Raw genomic sequence first — 18,141 nt, forward strand, 5'->3', positions numbered from 1 at the left:
TGAAAATACTGAAATTATAAGATTTGCTGTACTGTTTTTTCTCGGTGAATTTTTTGCGTCGTGGTTTCCACAAAAGATTTTACAAAGTAAATCTCCTTGGGAACTTCATATTTTGAGATATCCTTTAAGGATTTAATCTGTTTAAGGAGTGCTTCTTTTGGTGTAGGCTCCCCTTCAATGACCAGTACCAGTTTTTGTCCCAACGCCTGATCGGGTACGTCCGTGACAAAAAAACGCGAATTCATGACAGGGGCTAACTTGGCTTCAATGGTTTCTGGCATCAATTTAATGCCGCCAGAATTGATTACACTATCATACCGACCTAGCCATTTAAATCGGGTTTCACTAACCAATTCGACCAGATCATTGGTAACAACTTTCTCTTCGGATATTTTGGGAGCCTCGATTACCAAACAGCCCCTATCATCCGTTGCCAAAGTAACATGGGGAAGGGTTTCAAAATAAGGGCTTGGTTTAGGAACTATTTCTTTTACTGCTATATGGGTAATGGTCTCCGTCATACCATAGGTTTCATAGGCCTTCAAGTGAATTTTAAGCAACTCAGAGCGCAATTTTTCATCCACTGGGGCTCCACCAATGATCAAAGTCTTGATTCGTGACAAATCCTCCAAGGAGTTTTGGACCTGTAGCGGAACCATCGCGGTAAAATCGTACTGTTTTTGATTGTGGGACAAAGGGGTTGATGTAGGTTCCACTTCATCCAAATGCAGACCAAGGACCATGGCTCGTACCAACATCATTTTTCCTGCAATACCTGTGCAAGGCAAACATAAAAGGGCAGATTGTTTGGGTCGTAACTTAAAATATTCCCCAGTGGCCAAGGCGGAATTGACCATATGTTCCTTGTGCAGTACAATTTTTTTGGGCTTCCCAGTAGAACCTGAGGTAAACACTTCCAAAGTGGGTCTGTTCGATATCCAATCCAACAAAAAATCCCCCATTGGAATTTCATGGCCATTGCCCTCCTTCACGAGGCTGTATCCTATCTCGGACAAATCATCCCAATCGTAGGTTACCCTATTTAATTTGAAATCAGGGTGTATGTTATGCCAAATCGGAATCTCCATCAGTGAGGGCTACAAATTCTTCCTTTGTCAATACTTTTCCAAAAAGTCGTTCCTTCCAGTTTTTCCAACCATACTTCTTTGAAAAAATAAGGATGAGGATGGGATAGAATACAAAAACAGGTACCAGAACATCCCACCCCAACACAGGATCGGAAACATCCTTGTAAATGGAATTGGTATGGAAAGCGGTCCAGTCTGCGGTGACCAAAAGTGCTGTGAAAAGGTTGTTGGCCGCATGAAAACCAAGTGGAAGCTCCAACCCTTCGTCCATCAAGGTCAAGATGCCCAAAAAAAACCCTGTGCCTATATAAAATACCAAAATTCCATAGCCCAATTTTTCAACTTCCGGATTGAAGATATGCAGAAGCCCAAAAAGAGATGAACTGATGACAAAGGGCAACCATCTGGTCTTTGAGCCAATCCCAATACCCTGCATAAGATACCCTCTGGTAAAATATTCCTCAAAACTGGTTTGTATGGGTACAAAAATGATGGAGATCACAAAGAGGACAAAAAATGGCATGGGTTCAAAATTGAACACATAGTTTTCTGGAGAGAGATAAATATCCAGCACAACCATGACCGATGAAACAATGCCCCAAAGTCCGAATGCAAAAAGAATACGTTTCCAGTCCACTTTTTTACGGGAGGTCGTGAAGCTGGTAAAAGATTGCTTGTGCAGGAACCGGACCACAACCCAAAGGCTCCCCATGGCCGCGACAAAGGTGAGCAGTACCAAAAGGAAAAACAGGTTCAACCCCAAAATATTGGCCATGGCCCCATAATCCGAGGGGAGGTTCATGGAGTCCGATTTGAGCAAGAGAGCAGCCACAAGTGGAATCCCCCCCAATATCTGCCAGCCAAAAAAGATGATCAAAAGCCCAACCACGTAGCGCCATCCTTCGCTAAATCCTTTATATCCTTGTTCTATGTACATATTTTCTCAATTTCTTCCCGGTTCCAATCCCTAGATCGGTTATAACATACTTTACCTTGGAAAACCTCCAAAGGACTCTCAAAATTATTCGTGTACAAACTTCCCGTGCCCAATCCCTGTGGCATGGCGGGATGTAATGTGTAGGTCCATTGTGCAATGGCATTCAACCCAATATTGCTCTCCAGCGCGCTGGTGACCCACCAACCTATATTGTACTTTTCCGCCAAGTTGATCCATTGTTTGGACCCTGCAAAACCACCCACTAAACTAGGTTTTAATATAATATATTGTGGTCTTATGGTTTGTAGTAATCTTTCTTTTTCCGTTACGTAAAAAACACCGATCAATTCTTCATCCAAAGCTATGGGTAGCGGGGTTTGCTCACATAGCCTTGCCATTTCTTCCCACTGCTTGGGTTTTATGGGCTGTTCTATGGAATGTAATTGAAATTCTGCCAAGCGTTCCAATTTTGCCATGGCTTCATCAGGAGGAAACGCCCCGTTGGCGTCGACACGCAGCTCTATTTCCTCTGGGCCAAAATTCTCGCGAATGGATTTTAATATGGCAATCTCCTTTTCAAAATCAATGGCGCCTATCTTCATTTTGATACACTTGAACCCATCCTCTAATTTTTGCTGCAATTGTGATAACATAAAAGCTTCATCACCCATCCAGATTAATCCATTAATGGGAATGGGTGCTTCTTTTTGAGTAAAGTCTGAAGGGAAAAGTTCAAAAGGATCATTGGATGAAAGGGAAAGCAATGCCTGCTCCAGACCAAACTGGATGGAAGGAAATTCCATCAATTCCTCCAATAACCGTTCTTTCCCTAAATGGATATGGCTACAGACCCAAGCCAATTTCTGCTCGTACTCGGGGACATCGTCAATGCTCAATCCCTTTAATAGGCCACACTCTCCTATCCCAAAACCATGATCACCGTGCAAAACCAGGAAATAGGTTTCCTTCTGTGTCAATATGCCACGCGAGGTTCCACTGGGAACTTTAAAAATAAGGGTGTACTTTTTATAGGTCGCTTTCATCCTGTGCCCTCAAATTTAACTATATTTTGCCTCTAAAAGGGAAGTTATGGCAAGTATCAAAGGAAAAACAATTTGGATAACCGGGGCTTCATCCGGCATTGGAAAAAGTTTGGCTTTGGAACTTTGCCGATATCCTTGCAACCTTATTCTATCATCAAGGAAAGAAGCGGATTTGATCAAGGTGAAGGAAGCCTGTGGAGGTTCCGATAATATTTCGATATTGCCCATAGACCTTAAGGATCATGACCAAATGGTCCAAATCTCGGAAAAGGCCATCTCATTTTATGGAAAGGTCGATATCTTGGTCAACAATGCGGGAATCAGTCAACGTTCGTTGATCAAGGACACGGATTTGGACGTTTACAAACAACTTATTGATATTGATTATTTGGGAACCGTGGCCTTGTCCAAGGCAATCCTTCCCCATTTTTTGGCCAATGGGATCGGGCATTATGTTACCGTCACCAGTTTGATGGGAAAATTTGGGTCTCCTTATCGTTCAGGCTATTGTGGGGCTAAACACGCCCTTCATGGTTTTTTTGATGTGATGAGGATGGAACATGAGAAAGATGGCATACAAGTGACCTTAGTGTGCCCTGGCTTTGTACAGACCAATGTGGCCAAAAATGCACTTACGGCAGATGGTTCTCCCCAGAAGACGGACGATACGGCCACACAGAATGGGATTACCCCAAAATTAGCAGCAAAAAAGATGGTTTCCGCAATAGAAAAAGGAAAATTTGAAGTGTACATTGGAGGTAAAGAAGTAAGCGGAGCTTACTTAAAACGATTTTTTCCCAAACTGCTACACAAGGTCGTTCTCAAAAGCCAAGTGAGATGATTCAACTAAAGTTGAACCAAAACCTGACTCCCTCGGATTGCTTGTCGATGTTGAGCTTGGACTGCAATTGGTTCACCAATCGGTTGATCAGGCGTATTCCCATGGAGGAATGGGTTCTTTCCTCGGTATCTTCGGGCAGTCCCACCCCATTATCGGTATATTCAAAATAGCCTTGATCCCCATTTTTGCGAAGGTGGATGTAAATTTTTCCATTTTCATCATTCTCCGGGAAGGCATATTTGAATGAATTGGAAACCAGTTCGTTCAAAATCAATCCAAATGGAATGGCCCTATCAATATCCAATTCGGTTCCTTCGGCATCTATGGTAATGCTAATGTTGTGCCCACCTTTTTTGTAAACGGACTGTACACTGTTGATCAAACTTTCGATATAGCCCTGCATTTCGATGACGGATAGGTCATCGTTCTGATACAATTTTTGATGGATCAAGGCCATGGCCTTCACCCTACTCTTCCCTTCTTCCAAAGCTTCAATGGCAGCCTTGCTTCTCGTATTTTTGGTTTGGAGACTGAGCAAGCTGGATACCATTTGAAGGTTGTTCTTTACCCTGTGATGGATTTCCTTCAAAAGAGAATCCTTTTCAATCAAAGCATTCTCAATAATGTGATTTTGCTCAGCAATCAATCGTTGGTTCTTGATACTCTTCAAATAGGCATATACCAAACCGGCAAATCCCAACAAAGTGAATATCAGCGATATGAAAACTAGGTTGATGCGCTCATCCTTGGCCTTCATTTCACTACGAGCCAATTCGTTTATCCTTTTCTGTTCATCGATCAACCGCTGGGAGTTTTCCAGATCCTCGTTGGCCACAATGGTCACCAATTGCTGCTTTATGAGGGCAGATTGCTTTTGGGACATGGAATCCTTTATTCTTTCATTTCGTTTGTAGTATATGGCTGCGTTCCTAAAGTTTTCTACCTTGTCATAATAAGCAGCCAGCAAACTGTTTCGTTTAATGACCTGAAAAACGGTTATGTGATCAAATTCAACATCCAGGTATTTTTTGGCTTCTGTGTAGTGCTCCATTTTTAGATTGGCATCGGCCAAATACAGGGTGTTCTCCACTACTTCGCTCTGGTCACTGTTCTTGGGTGATGTCTTCAGGACTTCGATGCTGTTCTGCAATAAGGGCAATGCTTCCTCATACTCCCCGAGCATTACATGACATTTGGCAATGTTCCCTTCAATTTCGGCCTTAAGAAGATCACTTTCAAAAATATCAGATTCGCTTTTTTGGGTAGAAATGTCATTGAGGTACACATCCAAGTAGGCTTTGGCCTTTTTTAACTCACTCAAGGCCGTAGGGGCAGAATTGTCCAACCTGAGATAGTTTCCAACCTTGCTGTGGTATTTGGCCAGACCATAGGAGTCATTATCCGCGATGGTCGGCTTTACCTCCATGATATATTGGTTCCTTGCCTTTGTGTACAGTCCAAGGTTACTGTAGATATCGTAAAAGGATACGTTGTCCGTAATACCCAATTCGCGTTTTTTCTTCCTGATTTCAATCTGCTTGTCGTACAACTGCAGGTTGGCATAATTGTCGTCCAAAACGTCCAGGATAATCTTTTTGGATTCGGTATCCAAAGAATCCTTTGACTCGTACAACTCCTTGGCCAGGGCCGTACTCTTGTCATATTCCCCCAAATCGTTGTACACCTGCGCCTCCATGACCCTATAGAGTTTGGATGCTATGGTATCGTTGGTTTTTTCGGCGTTCGCCAGATATATTTTGATGGTATCCAACCAATCGTACGCGGAGTTGGTATTGTAGCGGTTTACCGAGTTGAAGAAAACATCGAACCTGCCGGACGGCATGTTGGAATCCTGGAATTCCTTTAACACACTCCGTTCCTCATCAGTTGAGATTTGAGCCGAGGCATGAAAAAGAAAAACGAAATATAATGTGGTGAATAAAAATCTTACGTAACGTCCCATTAATTTTCTTGATATAGCAACCACAATCCATAGGATGCAGTCCCATATTATTTGTGCCCTTTTTTCCTTTATAGCCCCAATACACAAATCACTTCAGAGACGAAAACCATCAGCTGAAAAACAAGTATGGGGTATATAAAGAACGTTAGTTTAGTCCCAAAATTAAATTCCATACAACAGACTTGTTCACTATTGTTGTGAAAACCCCGTATTCTGTTGTGAAAAGTACATCGATGTATGTCAAGTGGTATTATATCGATGTTTTGTGCACTTCATGGAATTCTCCAAGGTTTACTTGGCTATCAAAATCAAAAAAGGCCTTGCCGATTAAACAAGACCCTTTTACGAGAACACTATATGAAAATGAAAAAATTACTTTCTGAATTATTAACACTGCTAAAGTATGGGCATGCTCGTAGATGCTGAAATTTATGTTGTGAACGCCATAAAAGTTGTGGTCTTTTTCTTTAAAAATAGTTGTGGTATAAAAAAAGCACCCTTAAAGGGTGCTCTGAATATATTTTAAATAAATGTCCGGTCTTTTCTTTCCTAGCTGTTCATGGACGAAAGAATGAATTCCTTAAAGTCCTTGGAAATAGGAATCAAGTTGTTATTGATTACAATATCCTTTGAATTGATGGCATCAATATGATCCACATTCACGATATAGGACTTATGAGCCCTATAGAATTTATTCTGTGGCAATTTTTCCAGATAATCCTTTAACGGCGAACGAACCAAAAATTTCTTGTCTGCGGTGTTCACTTCCAAATACACATTGTCCGCCTTGATGAACTGGATGTCCTTAAACTGTATCCTGTAATAAAGGTGTTGCTTCTTCACAAAGATGGAATCCTTCAGTACGGAGTTGGATGTGAAGCTTTCTCCTGCTTCCTCAAACTCCTTACTGTTTTCCTTTCGGGCGTAGCTAAAATTGGAAAGGGCAATCTCGATAGAGGTGTAAAGATCTTGTTGCTCAAAAGGTTTTACCAAATAACCATCAGGCTTCACCGTTTTGGCATTCTCCACAGTGGCCCTATCGGAGTTGGAGGTCACGAATATGAACGGAATGTTATAATTCTCCCTGATATGTTTTCCTAGGTCGATACCTGTCTTGTCCGAAGCCAAGATGATATCGATCAACACCAAATCAACATGGTTGTTCTTCAATACCTCTACGGCTTGTTCGTATACAATGACATTATCCACAATCTCATACCCAATTTCCTCGAGCATCGATTGCATGTCATCCGCAATGATGACATTGTCCTCTACGATTAGAATTTTGATTGGATGTTCCAAGTTCCTTTAAGTTTATCTGGTTGTTAATCAAATTTACAAAAAAATATTTACAGCTATGAAGAAGAGTATGGCAAGTAAGAAAGTACTCAATGCCAACTTTTTCAGTTCCCCATCCAGCTTCACCGGCTCGTGGGTCAACATCACCTTTCTCAAGTGGATCAATAGAGGCACAAAGGCAAGCATAAAAAAGGAATGGCTCCAATGGATGCCTTCCCATACGATGTAGACCAAAAAGAGCAACAACGCCATAGATATCAAAAAGAAATGGTACCGTTTCCCATTTTCATACCCCATTTTAACTACCAAGGTATTCTTACCATGTTTTTTATCGGAAACCACATCCCTCAAATTATTGAGATTGAGCACTCCTACGCATAGCAGTCCAATGGCCACTGCGGGTAAAATGGATGGCCCATCTAACCTTTTTGTGAATAAGAACATGCTTCCCAACACGCCAAGCAATCCAAAGAACAAAAACACGAAAAGATCACCGAGACCCTTATATCCATATGGATTAGAGCCCATGGTATACTTGAGTGCCGCCCAAATGCTCAGCACCCCAAGTACGGTAAATAGGATAATGTAAGGAAGGTTTTCCCATCCAAAAGCTTGATAGACCAACACCAAGGCCAAAGCCATGGAAATTGCAATAGAAATGATGATACCTTTTTTTAGCGTTGCCCTAGTAAGTAAACCGCTTTGCAATGCCCTTGCTGGCCCAATTCGATCTTCATTGTCGGTGCCTTTTACTCCATCGCCATAGTCGTTGGCAAAATTGGAGGTCACCTGAAAACCTATAGTAGTAAGGAGTGCCAATATAAAAATGGAAAGTTCAAAAAAGCCTTGTTTTCTGGCCAAGGCAGCACCTACAATAATTCCGGACAAGGAAAGTGGAAGTGTTCTTAATCGAGCGGCCTGTATCCAGGTCTTAATATTTCCCAAGCTTAAAAAGGATCTTCTATTTTAACTCTTTTACCGTCTTGATATGAGGCCACAAATGCATCCTTAAAGCCCATCTGTACCAATTGCTTTCTGAAGGATTGGGCTTCCTGCAAGGTTTCAAAATTACCCAGGGAGTAGGCATAAAAGGGATTTGTTTTTACAAAAAGGGTGTTGGTCAAAGCTTCGGATGCCAAGGTCACATTGTTGTCCACAAAAGATTTGACCTGAACGGAATAAATTTTTTCCTTGTTCAGAAACTCCTTGGCCAAATAGAATTCCTTGACCAAACTCAACTCCTCATTTTGTGATTTTAGGTTATCGATCCTTGCCTTGATCACATCCAAACTGTCAATGGAGACCAATACGTTGCTTTGGTTTTCGAAGGATTGTTTGCTAGTGAGTCCGGCAGTAAAGGAAGTGATGGCCAACGTTCCAATGACGAACAATCCCACAAAACCCAATAGAATGTTCCTTTGCACTTTCAATTTGCGCAAATCTTTATTCTTATACTTTATCTGATCCAGTAGTCGTTCGTTGATAATCTGGGCCTTATCTATATCCTTATGAAGGTCCAACAAATCGCTTTCTTCAATAAAAGGCATATTGTCAAGGGGTTATGGGTTAAATGTTATGACAAATACATAACAATCAATAAGTTGGTACGTATACCTACAAATGTAAAATATTTAGTTAAAGAAAAAAACTCAACGGTATGGAAATAACTCACTTACCAAAAAAAAAACATATTGATGGAATTGATCTTCACAACAATCGAATGCCATCTTCTTGAATGGTGATCTTGCGCTGTCTGTAAAGAATGCCTACTCCTTTTTTAAAGGCCTTCTTGCTCAAATGGAGTTGGCTCTGGATTTCTTCGGGTGAAGACTTGTCATGCAAGGGTAAAAAACCATTGTTCTGTTGCAGTTTATCAAAAATGATCTTGGCAGTGGGCTCCAACATTTTGGCCCCAATGGGCTGAAGGGAAATATCAATTTTATGATCGTCCCTGACTTTCTTGACATAGCCCTTGATTTGACTGCCAACCGATACGGGTTTAAAGATATCGCTGTCGAAAATAAGCCCTTTGTACTTGTTGTCCACTATAACCTCCCAGCCCAAGGGGGTTTTTCGGTATACCAAAAGATCCACCTCTGTATTGGGTTTGTAGTCGGCGCCTTCATTGACAAGAAATTTATCCAATTTACTGGATCCTGTCAGCCTCATACTCTCCTCATCCATGTAGCAATATACCATGTATTTCTTCCCTTCCTCCATGCGCTGGGCCTGTTCCCTAAAGGGAACCAAAAGATGTTTTTCCAATCCCCATTCTAAAAATGCACCATAGGCACTTACCTCCGCTACCTTCAAATAGGCAAAGCCATTTCGGAATATGTACGGCTTCAAGGTAGTGGCAACGGGGCGTTCGCTGTTGTCCAAGTAACAGAACACCTCCATTTCGGTATCGATTTTAAAATCTTCTGGGACATACTTGTTGGGCAAAAGAATTTCCGTGCCCTCTTCATCTTCCAAAAAAAGACCGACACTGGTAGCCCTAACAATTTTCAGCGTATTGTAATCCCCTAATTTTATCATGGCACAAAGGTAGATGTAAATTGTGTGTATAAAAAAAGCCGCCCGTAATGGACAGCTTTATTAAGCGGTTAACCATTTTAATTATAAACGGATTCCTTTCCAAAATGTTTGGCCAACATATAGTAGATGACCGCCCTATGCTTGTTTTTTTCAGATTGTCCGTATTTGGCAATGACTTTGTTGATGCCCTCCATTAAGGCAGGACTATCCACAAGCCCTAATTTTTTGATCAAGAAGTTGTTCTTTACGGTTTCCAGTTCCTTTTCGTCAGATCCAGAAACTTTGGAAGCATCCAGGTTATATATGGCAGGGCCAAGTCCAACGGCAACCTTGGTCAATAGATCCATATTAGGGGTCTCCCCAAATTTGGACTTGATATCCTCTGCGTACTTTTCAATTAACTCGTCTCTTTTGCTCATGATCGATCAGTGTTTTTATGATTTATAGCGTAGCCCCTAAGATATGAAATCGAAGTAGCCAAGCAAAATTTTATTGTTCAGGTCCCTAGGCGTGAAAATCTCCAATATCCTTGGTTTTTGTGATGGATCATAAAGATGTTGCAGGTTTCCGATAAGTTCCATTTCATTTTCTGCCTTGAAATATTCAAACCCATACATGTTGGCCAAATGCTCGGCGGAAAGATCGTGATGGGTCTCAAAAAAGGTCTCGAATTCTACTGTGTCCTCCTTGCCCGGCAAGATCCTGAAAATTCCCCCTCCCCCATTGTTGATAAGGATTATCCTGAAATCGGGTCGTATGTGATTGTTCCAAAGTGCATTGCTATCGTAGAAGAAACTGAGGTCCCCCGTAATCAACAGTGTAGGCTCTGGGTTGTGTATCGATGCCCCGACAGCCGTGGACGAGCTACCATCGATACCACTGGTACCCCGGTTGCAAAAGACTTTAAGAGACTCGTGCATGGGGAATAGCTGTGCATAACGCACTGTGGAGCTATTGGCGAGATGCACCTGATACCCTTTGGGTATGCTTTCCATGATTTTGTCAAAAACCGTAAAATCAGAAAATGGAATCTGATTTAGGTAGGCCTGTCGTTTTTCTTCATATTGGGTTTTCACCCCTTCCCAATACGTTTTGTATTCGCTCACTGTATCTTGCGAAGATCCCAACACCTTGAAGAACTCATTCGGGCTCGTTTTTATATGTTCCGAAAGGCAATAAAAAGTATTATAGGCCTTCTTTTCATCTATATGCCAATGATGTTTGGGCTTGTATTTTCGGAGAAAGGCCTTGATTTTTTTGGAAACGATCAAACCGCCGAAAGTTACCAACAAATCGGGTTGTAACTTTTTGAACAGTTCATCCACGTTTGTTGATTTTTCAATGGGAGCGATAATGCTGTCGATGCTCAGGAAAAAATCAGGATGGTGCAGATTGGACGTGGTTTCCGTAAATACCAAGGTATTCCCATCTTTGGCCAATAAATCCATAACTGTTTGATCCGTGGTTCCGGGATGATTTACGCCAACCAAGACCATTTTGCGCGGACTTTCATGCCATATTTTGGCCAGCTCTTCCCAATTTTGGATCTCAGGGGGGGGTGGAAACGAAATCGCGCTTTTCCCTATGGTCACTGACGGGGATTCCATCCTTCCGTACAAAGGTTCCTCAAAAGGTATGTTGATATGGACAGGGGCTTTTTCATGAAAAGCTGTTTGCAGTGCTTTTCCTATTTCGTTTTCATTAAAGGCCTGAACGGCTTCCTGGCTTTCCTCCAACAGGTTTGGGCCATAGGCGGCAACTTTCTCGGTGGCATGCGAAATATCCTGCTTTAAATTGGCCGCATAACCGATATGCCTGTCCAAAACGTTTTCTTGTCGAATGGTCTGTCCATCCCCTATATCGATTCGATAACCAGGGCGGTCTGCTGATACCACGATCAAAGGAATGTCACTATAGAATGCCTCGGCCACAGCTGGGTAGTAATTTAAAAGGGCGCTCCCCGAGGTACAGACCACCGCCACCGGTTCCTGCAATTGTTGGGCCATCCCCAGTGCAAAAAATGCTGCACAACGCTCATCCACAACGCTATAGCATTTGAAAAATGGGTTTTTGGTAAAACTGATGGTCAACGGAGCATTCCGAGATCCAGGCGAAATGACAATATGTTTAACTCCCTTGGATTTGAAATACAGCACCAAGGTCTGTGCAGAGGGAATATCTGAGTACATCATGGACCACAAAAATACATTTGAAAAACATATTCCCATAGCATGGAAGCAACTTATTACAAGATGCCGAGCATGGTTTTGCTTTTGTTCTGTGTCTCAATCCATTCCTGTTCCGGGAAAGAACTAGCGGTTATGCCCCCTCCTACGAATATGGTGGCATGATCGCCCAAAAGTTCCATGCACCTCAAATTCACGAACAGGGAGGTCTCCTTTGGTGCCCAAAGGTTTAATTCCCCCAAAAAACCCGTGTAAAAAGTACGCTGGTAATTCTCGTTTTGTAAGATGAAATCCTGGGCTTCCTTGGTAGGTATGCCGCATACGGCCGGGGTGGGATGTAAAGAGTTGATGATTTCCGATAGACTGGTATTGGGGAGTGGTACTCCCTTGACCTCAGATCTTAAGTGCCAGAGTTTCCCTGCCCTGATGGACTCAGCTTTTTCAATGATAAGGTTTTCCATCAAGTTGCCTAAGGAATCCTTGATATGGTCCGATACCATTTGCTGTTCTTCGATTTCTTTTGCACCCCATTGCGGCTGTTTATTTTCCTCGTAGGGCAAGGTAGCGGCCAAGGACATGGTTTTCAGTTGTCCATCCTTGGTCCTGACCAAGGTCTCCGGAGTGGCCCCGCACCAGGCACCCACTTTGGGATGGTGGAAGAAATAGCAAAAAGCATTGGGGTAATTCCCCAACAAATCTTTGAGAATCTGGATTGGATTTTTTGAAATTTTCCGATCAATTTTTCTGGAAAGAACCACTTTTTTCAATTCACCCGACTGGATGGCCTGTATGCCTTTTTCCACAAGATGGATATGCTCTTTTTGTCCATCTTCGGAAATGACAAGTTCTTTGTTTCTTACTTCACTTTCAAAATGAGCATGGGTTTGAAATACTTCATCCGGTTGGATAAGGACCACTCCTTCCTCAAGTGAAAAAGGTGCAAAAACAAAACCGCTGTCTTCAAAATCTTTGGTGGTATTTAAATTGGCATTGGACTGAAAAATAGCCGTGAGCAGCTGTGCATTGGGTTTTCTGAATGCTACAAAGGGTAGTCCTATTTCCAGGCCTAAACCCATTCTTTTAAAAATGTATTCAGGTTCCTTATTTTCTGGGTAAAGCAATGGTAGTCAATTTACAGTTGGAAATGAGGTCGCCCTCCTCATTGGTAATCTTTATTTCCCAAAGTTGGGTGGTACGGCCTTTATGGAGAATGGAAGCCCTTGCGTACACATAGCCTTCCTTAATGGATTTCACATGATTGGCCGCAATTTCAATCCCTCGGACAAAAAACTCCTTGCCATCCAAAAAAATATAAGATGCCGCACTACCCACACTTTCCGCCAGCGCTACGGATGCCCCACCATGGAGCACCCCGTCAGGTTGATGGACCTTTGGCGTTACGGGCATTCGGGCCAAGAGAAAATTTTCACCTACATCGATGTACGTAATGTCCAGTGTTTCCATCAAGGTGCCTTTGCAGATTTCGTTGCAAACGGCCAAAATCTTCTCTTTGTGCTCGTTCATTCTTGTATTTTTTGTAAAATTACATAAAGCTTTGGCAATTTCTAATCAACCCCCGTGATTATGCCCAATATTGAAAAGTCGGTTACCTATACCTCTGAAAACACGTATTTAACACTCAATAAAATAACCCCAAAGACCCAAAATGTTTGGTTGGTCTTTCATGGAATCGGTTATCTGAGCCGTTATTTTGTCAAATATTTTGAAAGTTTGGATTCTGATGAAAATTATGTCATTGTTCCCCAAGCTCCTTCCAAATATTACTTGAAAAACGAATATAAGTATGTGGGTGCCAGTTGGCTTACCAAGGAAAATACTGCTGCGGAAATTGAAAATGTCATCAATTATATTGATGCCGTTTTAGCAGAGGAAAACCTACCAAACAACCTGAACCTTAATTTATTTGGCTTTTCCCAAGGCGTTTCGGTTTTGACACGCTGGTTGGTCCGAAAGAAATTATTTTGCAACATGGTGGTGCTTTACGCCGGAGGCATCCCAAACGAGCTTACCGCAGATGATTTTGCATTCCTGGATTTCGATACCACTAAAATCAAGATCATTTATGGGGACAAGGACGAGTTTCTGACCCCGGACCGATTGGTAGCCGAGCACGCCAAAATTGAAACTTTGTTCGGAGGACACGCAGAAACCATCATTTTTGAAGGGGGGCATGAGGTTAAACCAAAAATTATCCGAAAGTTACTTTTAGAGCCTTCTGATTCTACATCCGCCGATTAACGGTCAATCTTCTCTTTAGGAGTTTCTTCCTCGGGATAATATTTAATGACCCTTGTGGTATACGTATTATCTGGGGTTATAATCTTTTTTACCCAGTTCTTTGGTGTATGGCTATCAAATTGAAAGATATATTCGTCCACGGCTTCCGTGTTCAAGGTCTTGGTGATCACTTTTTGCAACACCCCTTCTTTGTATTGATAGAACAGTTTTTTTTGCGAAACGAACTCCTTCTCTCCAATATCATATAAAAAATCCTCTTGGGTCAACAATTTGCCTTCGGGACCATAAACCTCTTCCACAGCGGTATTGGGTTCACCATCCAAATATTCCTTGGTCAAGACTACCTTTTGGGTACCCTTCGAACCCTTTCTTTCTGAGGTTCTCACTGATTTTTCCAAAATACCATTGGTGAAGGTACTTATGGTCAATTCATTCTTATAGGGAGTATACTCAAAAGCGGTCTCATCTACCCCATCAACGTTTGAAGAGATGATACGCACTAGTTTTCCTTCCTCATTGTATTGGTATTCCTCCTTTTCCAAAAACTGTTTGTCGTATGAAATAATCTTTTCCACCACTTTACGTGTGGGTACTGTATCCACGGTATAAAAGTTGGCCATGGAAGTAGATTCGTCCAACACATTGTTCTTGTAACTCTCCATGCGTTTTTCCAACAACTCCCCGTTACTATACCTGTAATCGGTGATGTCCTGGTCGGAATCATTATATTGGGTGATGGTTTTTGTAAGGATGCCCTCTTCGTTGAACTCGAAAAATTCACGCCCATAATCTGTGATCACCAGACACGATTTCACTTTCCCTTTTAGATCAAAGTCTTCTACCTTGAAAATTTGGACATCTTGGGACCATACTCCAAAAACTTGAAAAAAAGAGAAAAATAAAAGGGTGGTGTAGTGTCTTTTCATACTGTAAAATTAGCTCTTAATACGGCAACTAAAAAATTTATAGCACACACTATGCCCAATTTAACCCAAAGAAAATATTATTGGCTAAAACTTACGTTCTGGATAAAAAGGGGTGATATCCATTGATAATTTATCACTGGAAATCAGTTCTGTAACCAACTTACCGGTGGCGGGGCCCAAGCTCCAGCCCATCATGGCGTGCCCTGTGGCCACAATGAGGTTATCAAATGCCTTGGGTCTTCCAATGTAAGGTAACCCGTCGGGAGAAACGGGACGTAGGCCGCATTGCGCACTTTCCTTGTCCTTTTCAGGTACCTGCAGTCCTTGGTAGTATTGTTCCACCCCTTGGGCAATGGCCTCTACCCTTTCCTTTCGGATGATGTGGTTGATTCCTGAAAACTCCATGGTGCCCGCAAAACGGGTAAACCCTTCCATGGGGGTCACGGCAATCTTTTTCTCCATTAAAATGGCGGGCATGGTGATGCCTGTTGGGGCATCCATGTTGATTCGATACCCTTTCCCAGCTTGTAATGGCAGATTCAAGTTCAACTTTTTGGAGATTTTCCCGGTCCAAGATCCAGCGGCAAAGACCACTTCGTCAGGTTTATAACTGGCCTTGTCCGTTTTAATTTCGGTGACTTTACCTCCGGAAGTGATAATATTCAGGACTTCTTCATTTTTATGTATTTCAACCCCACTTTTGATAAGGTGTTCCAACATTTTTTTCATGATCTGAGGCGGTGTGGTATGCCTGTCGCATTCCCAGAGAATGGCACCTTTGGCATTAAAGTCTACATTGGGTTCCAATGCTTTCAGCTCTCCCATGGACAATTCTCTTCCCTCCAATCCCAATCCGGCCGCTTTGACCAAAACTTCCATTTCATGGTCACGGGCTTCATTGGTTTGGTACACCATCAACAATCCCCGTTCACCAATCTGAAAATCGCCCAAATCCCCTGATGTCTTGATGTCCTCATAAAGCTCCCGACTTAAAAGGTTAATATCCCTAATGATGGGCATCGCTTTTTCCACCTTTTCCTTGGTGGATGATTTTTTGAAATACCAGGCCCATTTGATGAATTCGGGATCGAGTCTGGGCTTCATGTAAAATGGACTGGACGAATTGAACATGTACTTCAGTCCTTTGGAAATCATTCCAGGTGCAGCTAACGAGACAATATGGCTTGGGGTAAGGTAGCCTGCATTCACAAAAGATGCCCCAGCAGAAATGTCCGATTTGTCCAAAACGGTTACCTTATGCCCTTGCTTCTGTAAATAATAAGCGGTGGAAAGTCCGACGATACCGCCCCCCACTACGACTACACTTTTCGTATTGCCCATGTCCTTGGATTTTTATGGTTGCATGTTGATTTGAAACAAGGAGCCAATTTACGCAATGGGCAGGAAAAAGTTAATGGGAAGGTTATCTTTTCTTTAGCAATGTTTTACCTATTTTTGGGAAATTTTGAAAACAAACCACACATGAAAAAATTATCCCTACTTGCCCTAGGTTTTGTGATGGCGTGCAATTCGACCCAAAAAACGACATCGGATGCGCCCAAGACCAAAACGGCAGGAGACCCGGTACCCTTTGCGGAGACCATAACCCAAGATGATCTCAAAGAACACCTTTACACCTATGCCTCTGATGAGTTCGAAGGAAGGGAAACAGGTAAGCCTGGTCAGAAAAAAGCAGTAGAATATCTCAAGGCTTTCTATAAATCGCATAGCATAGCCGCTGCCCAAGGAAACGGTGACTACTTTCAAGAAGTTCCCTTGGAAGTTTCCAAAGTTCCTGAAGGAAATATTACCATTAATGGTACTAACTTTCCCTTGGGAGAAGATGTAATTACATTCTCTTCTGCACAGGGGACCTACAACAATGTAATCTATGTGGGCTACGGTGTTGAGGAAGGTGATTATTCCGATTACAACGGAGTGGATGTAAGTGGAAAATTGGTGCTCATCAAAGCTGGGGAACCCATGAACGCAGATGGAACCTATTTGATTTCCGGAACCTCTGAAAAATCTGCTTGGGGGAACATGTCTGAAGGGATGGGTAAAAAATCCGAGCTTGCTGTTGAAAAAGGCGCCAAAGGAGTTTTGTACATGGATGAGCAGAATTTTGCCCGGTACAAAGGCTATTTCAATTATATGAAGAACAACGACAGCGGTCGTATGGAGTTGGCCGCGGACCACAATGATAATATGTTGTTCGTTTTGGATGAAAAGGCAGCCAAGGCCATCAAAAGTGATATAGCCGATGCCACAAAGGCCAGTTCTGTTCCTGTAACCCTAAACCTTAGTGTGACCAGCGGCAATGAAAAGCTGAGTTCTGAGAACGTGGCTGCCATTATTAAAGGTACCGAAAAACCTGATGAGTATGTGATCATTTCTTCCCACTTGGACCATATTGGTATCACTGGAAATGGGGAAATCAACAATGGCGCTGATGATGATGGTTCGGGTACGGTTTCCTTATTGGAAATTGCACAAGCTTTCAAAAAAGCGGCCGATGCCGGGGAAGGTCCAAAACGTTCCGTTGTTTTCTTACATGTGACCGGGGAAGAAAAAGGTCTTTTGGGTTCCAGATACTATACCGATATTGATCCCATTGTTCCGTTATCCGAAACCGTAGTGGACCTGAACATCGATATGATCGGAAGGATCGACCCCAATTACAAAGGCGCAAGAAACTACCTCTATTTGATCGGGTCGGACAAGTTGAGCACCGAGCTGCACAACCTTTCGGAGGCCATCAACAAAAAGTACACGAACATTGAGTTCGATTACACCTATAATGACGAGAACGACCCCAATAGGTTTTATTATAGGAGCGACCATTACAATTTTGCAAAGAACAACATCCCGATCATCTTCTATTTCAACGGTACCCACGCGGATTACCACCGTCCTAGCGATACACCGGATAAAATCAATTATGATTTGATGGAAAACCGTGCCCGTTTGATTTTTTACACGGCATGGGAAATTGCAAACCTGGACCATCGTTTGGTGGTGGACAAGGCATCTAAATAAATCTTAGCGATTACAAAATAGT

17 protein-coding genes are annotated in these 18,141 nt (G+C 42.4%); 3 read left to right on the plus strand and 14 right to left on the minus strand.

Annotation, left to right across the window (positions count from 1 at the left end):
- Positions 1-14 precede the first annotated feature (14 nt).
- Genes D2U88_RS17125 through D2U88_RS17135 form a run of 3 tightly spaced genes read right to left on the minus strand, consistent with a single transcriptional unit; the run spans position 15 to position 3,068 of the window.
- Positions 15-1,088: an AMP-binding protein gene (locus D2U88_RS17125; RefSeq protein WP_119641728.1), complete on the minus strand. Its 1,074-nt coding sequence runs from the start codon at positions 1,086-1,088 to the stop codon at positions 15-17.
- On the minus strand, positions 1,066-2,025 hold the full coding sequence (locus D2U88_RS17130; protein WP_119641729.1) for a CPBP family intramembrane glutamic endopeptidase: 960 nt from the start codon (positions 2,023-2,025) through the stop codon (positions 1,066-1,068). Before D2U88_RS17130 ends, D2U88_RS17125 begins: the two co-directional genes overlap by 23 nt.
- A complete protein-coding gene (locus D2U88_RS17135) occupies positions 2,016-3,068 on the minus strand; it encodes an o-succinylbenzoate synthase (RefSeq protein WP_119641730.1) in 1,053 nt (350 codons plus the stop codon). Before D2U88_RS17135 ends, D2U88_RS17130 begins: the two co-directional genes overlap by 10 nt.
- Before the next feature lie 46 nt (positions 3,069-3,114).
- Between D2U88_RS17135 and D2U88_RS17140 the strand changes: the two genes are divergently transcribed.
- Complete coding sequence (locus tag D2U88_RS17140) at positions 3,115-3,909, plus strand: SDR family oxidoreductase (protein ID WP_119641731.1); 795 nt, start codon at positions 3,115-3,117, stop codon at positions 3,907-3,909.
- A gap of 1 nt (position 3,910) precedes the next feature.
- Here the strand turns inward: D2U88_RS17140 and D2U88_RS17145 are convergent, their stop codons facing one another.
- The 9 genes from D2U88_RS17145 to D2U88_RS17185 form a co-directional block, all read right to left on the minus strand.
- Positions 3,911-5,872: a sensor histidine kinase gene (locus D2U88_RS17145; RefSeq protein ID WP_119641732.1), complete on the minus strand. Its 1,962-nt coding sequence runs from the start codon at positions 5,870-5,872 to the stop codon at positions 3,911-3,913.
- Positions 5,873-6,421: 549 nt separating this feature from the next.
- Positions 6,422-7,174: a LytR/AlgR family response regulator transcription factor gene (locus tag D2U88_RS17150; RefSeq protein WP_119641733.1), complete on the minus strand. Its 753-nt coding sequence runs from the start codon at positions 7,172-7,174 to the stop codon at positions 6,422-6,424.
- 33 nt (positions 7,175-7,207) lie between these two features.
- Positions 7,208-8,116, minus strand: coding sequence for a 1,4-dihydroxy-2-naphthoate octaprenyltransferase (gene menA / locus D2U88_RS17155; protein WP_119641734.1), 909 nt, complete (start codon positions 8,114-8,116; stop codon positions 7,208-7,210).
- Between the two features lie 2 nt (positions 8,117-8,118).
- Positions 8,119-8,718: an SPOR domain-containing protein gene (locus tag D2U88_RS17160; protein WP_119641735.1), complete on the minus strand. Its 600-nt coding sequence runs from the start codon at positions 8,716-8,718 to the stop codon at positions 8,119-8,121.
- A 160-nt stretch (positions 8,719-8,878) separates the two neighbouring features.
- Positions 8,879-9,709 carry a CvfB family protein gene (locus D2U88_RS17165; RefSeq protein WP_119641736.1) on the minus strand — a complete coding sequence of 277 codons (831 nt, stop codon included), beginning with the start codon at positions 9,707-9,709 and terminating at the stop codon, positions 8,879-8,881.
- Between the two features lie 77 nt (positions 9,710-9,786).
- Complete coding sequence (locus tag D2U88_RS17170) at positions 9,787-10,128, minus strand: DUF2853 family protein (RefSeq protein WP_119641737.1); 342 nt, start codon at positions 10,126-10,128, stop codon at positions 9,787-9,789.
- 36 nt (positions 10,129-10,164) lie between these two features.
- Positions 10,165-11,901, minus strand: coding sequence for a 2-succinyl-5-enolpyruvyl-6-hydroxy-3-cyclohexene-1-carboxylic-acid synthase (gene menD, locus D2U88_RS17175; RefSeq protein WP_119641738.1), 1,737 nt, complete (start codon positions 11,899-11,901; stop codon positions 10,165-10,167).
- A 53-nt stretch (positions 11,902-11,954) separates the two neighbouring features.
- Positions 11,955-12,971, minus strand: a complete 1,017-nt coding sequence (locus tag D2U88_RS17180; RefSeq protein ID WP_119641880.1) for a chorismate-binding protein — start codon at positions 12,969-12,971, stop codon at positions 11,955-11,957.
- Between the two features lie 25 nt (positions 12,972-12,996).
- Positions 12,997-13,419 carry a PaaI family thioesterase gene (locus D2U88_RS17185; RefSeq protein ID WP_119641739.1) on the minus strand — a complete coding sequence of 141 codons (423 nt, stop codon included), beginning with the start codon at positions 13,417-13,419 and terminating at the stop codon, positions 12,997-12,999.
- 60 nt (positions 13,420-13,479) lie between these two features.
- Between D2U88_RS17185 and D2U88_RS17190 the strand changes: the two genes are divergently transcribed.
- Positions 13,480-14,154 (plus strand): alpha/beta hydrolase, encoded by a 675-nt coding sequence (locus D2U88_RS17190; RefSeq protein WP_119641740.1) that lies wholly within the window; start codon positions 13,480-13,482, stop codon positions 14,152-14,154.
- Here D2U88_RS17190 and D2U88_RS17195 read toward each other — a convergent pair.
- Both D2U88_RS17195 and D2U88_RS17200 read right to left on the minus strand, forming a co-directional pair.
- On the minus strand, positions 14,151-15,080 hold the full coding sequence (locus D2U88_RS17195) for a hypothetical protein (protein WP_119641741.1): 930 nt from the start codon (positions 15,078-15,080) through the stop codon (positions 14,151-14,153). The genes D2U88_RS17190 and D2U88_RS17195 overlap by 4 nt on opposite strands.
- An 84-nt stretch (positions 15,081-15,164) precedes the next feature.
- Positions 15,165-16,421 (minus strand): NAD(P)/FAD-dependent oxidoreductase, encoded by a 1,257-nt coding sequence (locus D2U88_RS17200; protein WP_119641742.1) that lies wholly within the window; start codon positions 16,419-16,421, stop codon positions 15,165-15,167.
- A 141-nt stretch (positions 16,422-16,562) separates the two neighbouring features.
- Between D2U88_RS17200 and D2U88_RS17205 the strand changes: the two genes are divergently transcribed.
- A complete protein-coding gene (locus D2U88_RS17205) occupies positions 16,563-18,119 on the plus strand; it encodes a M28 family peptidase (protein WP_119641881.1) in 1,557 nt (518 codons plus the stop codon).
- Positions 18,120-18,141: the final 22 nt, after the last annotated feature.

Source organism: Flagellimonas aequoris (genome assembly GCF_003584165.1).
Classification (GTDB): domain Bacteria; phylum Bacteroidota; class Bacteroidia; order Flavobacteriales; family Flavobacteriaceae; genus Flagellimonas; species Flagellimonas aequoris.

Coding starts and splice junctions, on each gene's coding strand:
- D2U88_RS17125 (WP_119641728.1), bottom strand. CDS start 1,088: ATGGAGATTCCGATTTGGCATAACATACACCCTGATTTCAAATTAAAT.
- D2U88_RS17130 (WP_119641729.1), bottom strand. CDS start 2,025: ATGTACATAGAACAAGGATATAAAGGATTTAGCGAAGGATGGCGCTAC.
- D2U88_RS17135 (WP_119641730.1), bottom strand. CDS start 3,068: ATGAAAGCGACCTATAAAAAGTACACCCTTATTTTTAAAGTTCCCAGT.
- D2U88_RS17140 (WP_119641731.1), top strand. CDS start 3,115: ATGGCAAGTATCAAAGGAAAAACAATTTGGATAACCGGGGCTTCATCC.
- D2U88_RS17145 (WP_119641732.1), bottom strand. CDS start 5,872: ATGGGACGTTACGTAAGATTTTTATTCACCACATTATATTTCGTTTTT.
- D2U88_RS17160 (WP_119641735.1), bottom strand. CDS start 8,718: ATGCCTTTTATTGAAGAAAGCGATTTGTTGGACCTTCATAAGGATATA.
- D2U88_RS17165 (WP_119641736.1), bottom strand. CDS start 9,709: ATGATAAAATTAGGGGATTACAATACGCTGAAAATTGTTAGGGCTACC.
- D2U88_RS17170 (WP_119641737.1), bottom strand. CDS start 10,128: ATGAGCAAAAGAGACGAGTTAATTGAAAAGTACGCAGAGGATATCAAG.
- menD (WP_119641738.1), bottom strand. CDS start 11,901: ATGATGTACTCAGATATTCCCTCTGCACAGACCTTGGTGCTGTATTTC.
- D2U88_RS17180 (WP_119641880.1), bottom strand. CDS start 12,971: ATGGGTTTAGGCCTGGAAATAGGACTACCCTTTGTAGCATTCAGAAAA.
- D2U88_RS17185 (WP_119641739.1), bottom strand. CDS start 13,419: ATGAACGAGCACAAAGAGAAGATTTTGGCCGTTTGCAACGAAATCTGC.
- D2U88_RS17190 (WP_119641740.1), top strand. CDS start 13,480: ATGCCCAATATTGAAAAGTCGGTTACCTATACCTCTGAAAACACGTAT.
- D2U88_RS17195 (WP_119641741.1), bottom strand. CDS start 15,080: ATGAAAAGACACTACACCACCCTTTTATTTTTCTCTTTTTTTCAAGTT.
- D2U88_RS17200 (WP_119641742.1), bottom strand. CDS start 16,421: ATGGGCAATACGAAAAGTGTAGTCGTAGTGGGGGGCGGTATCGTCGGA.
- D2U88_RS17205 (WP_119641881.1), top strand. CDS start 16,563: ATGAAAAAATTATCCCTACTTGCCCTAGGTTTTGTGATGGCGTGCAAT.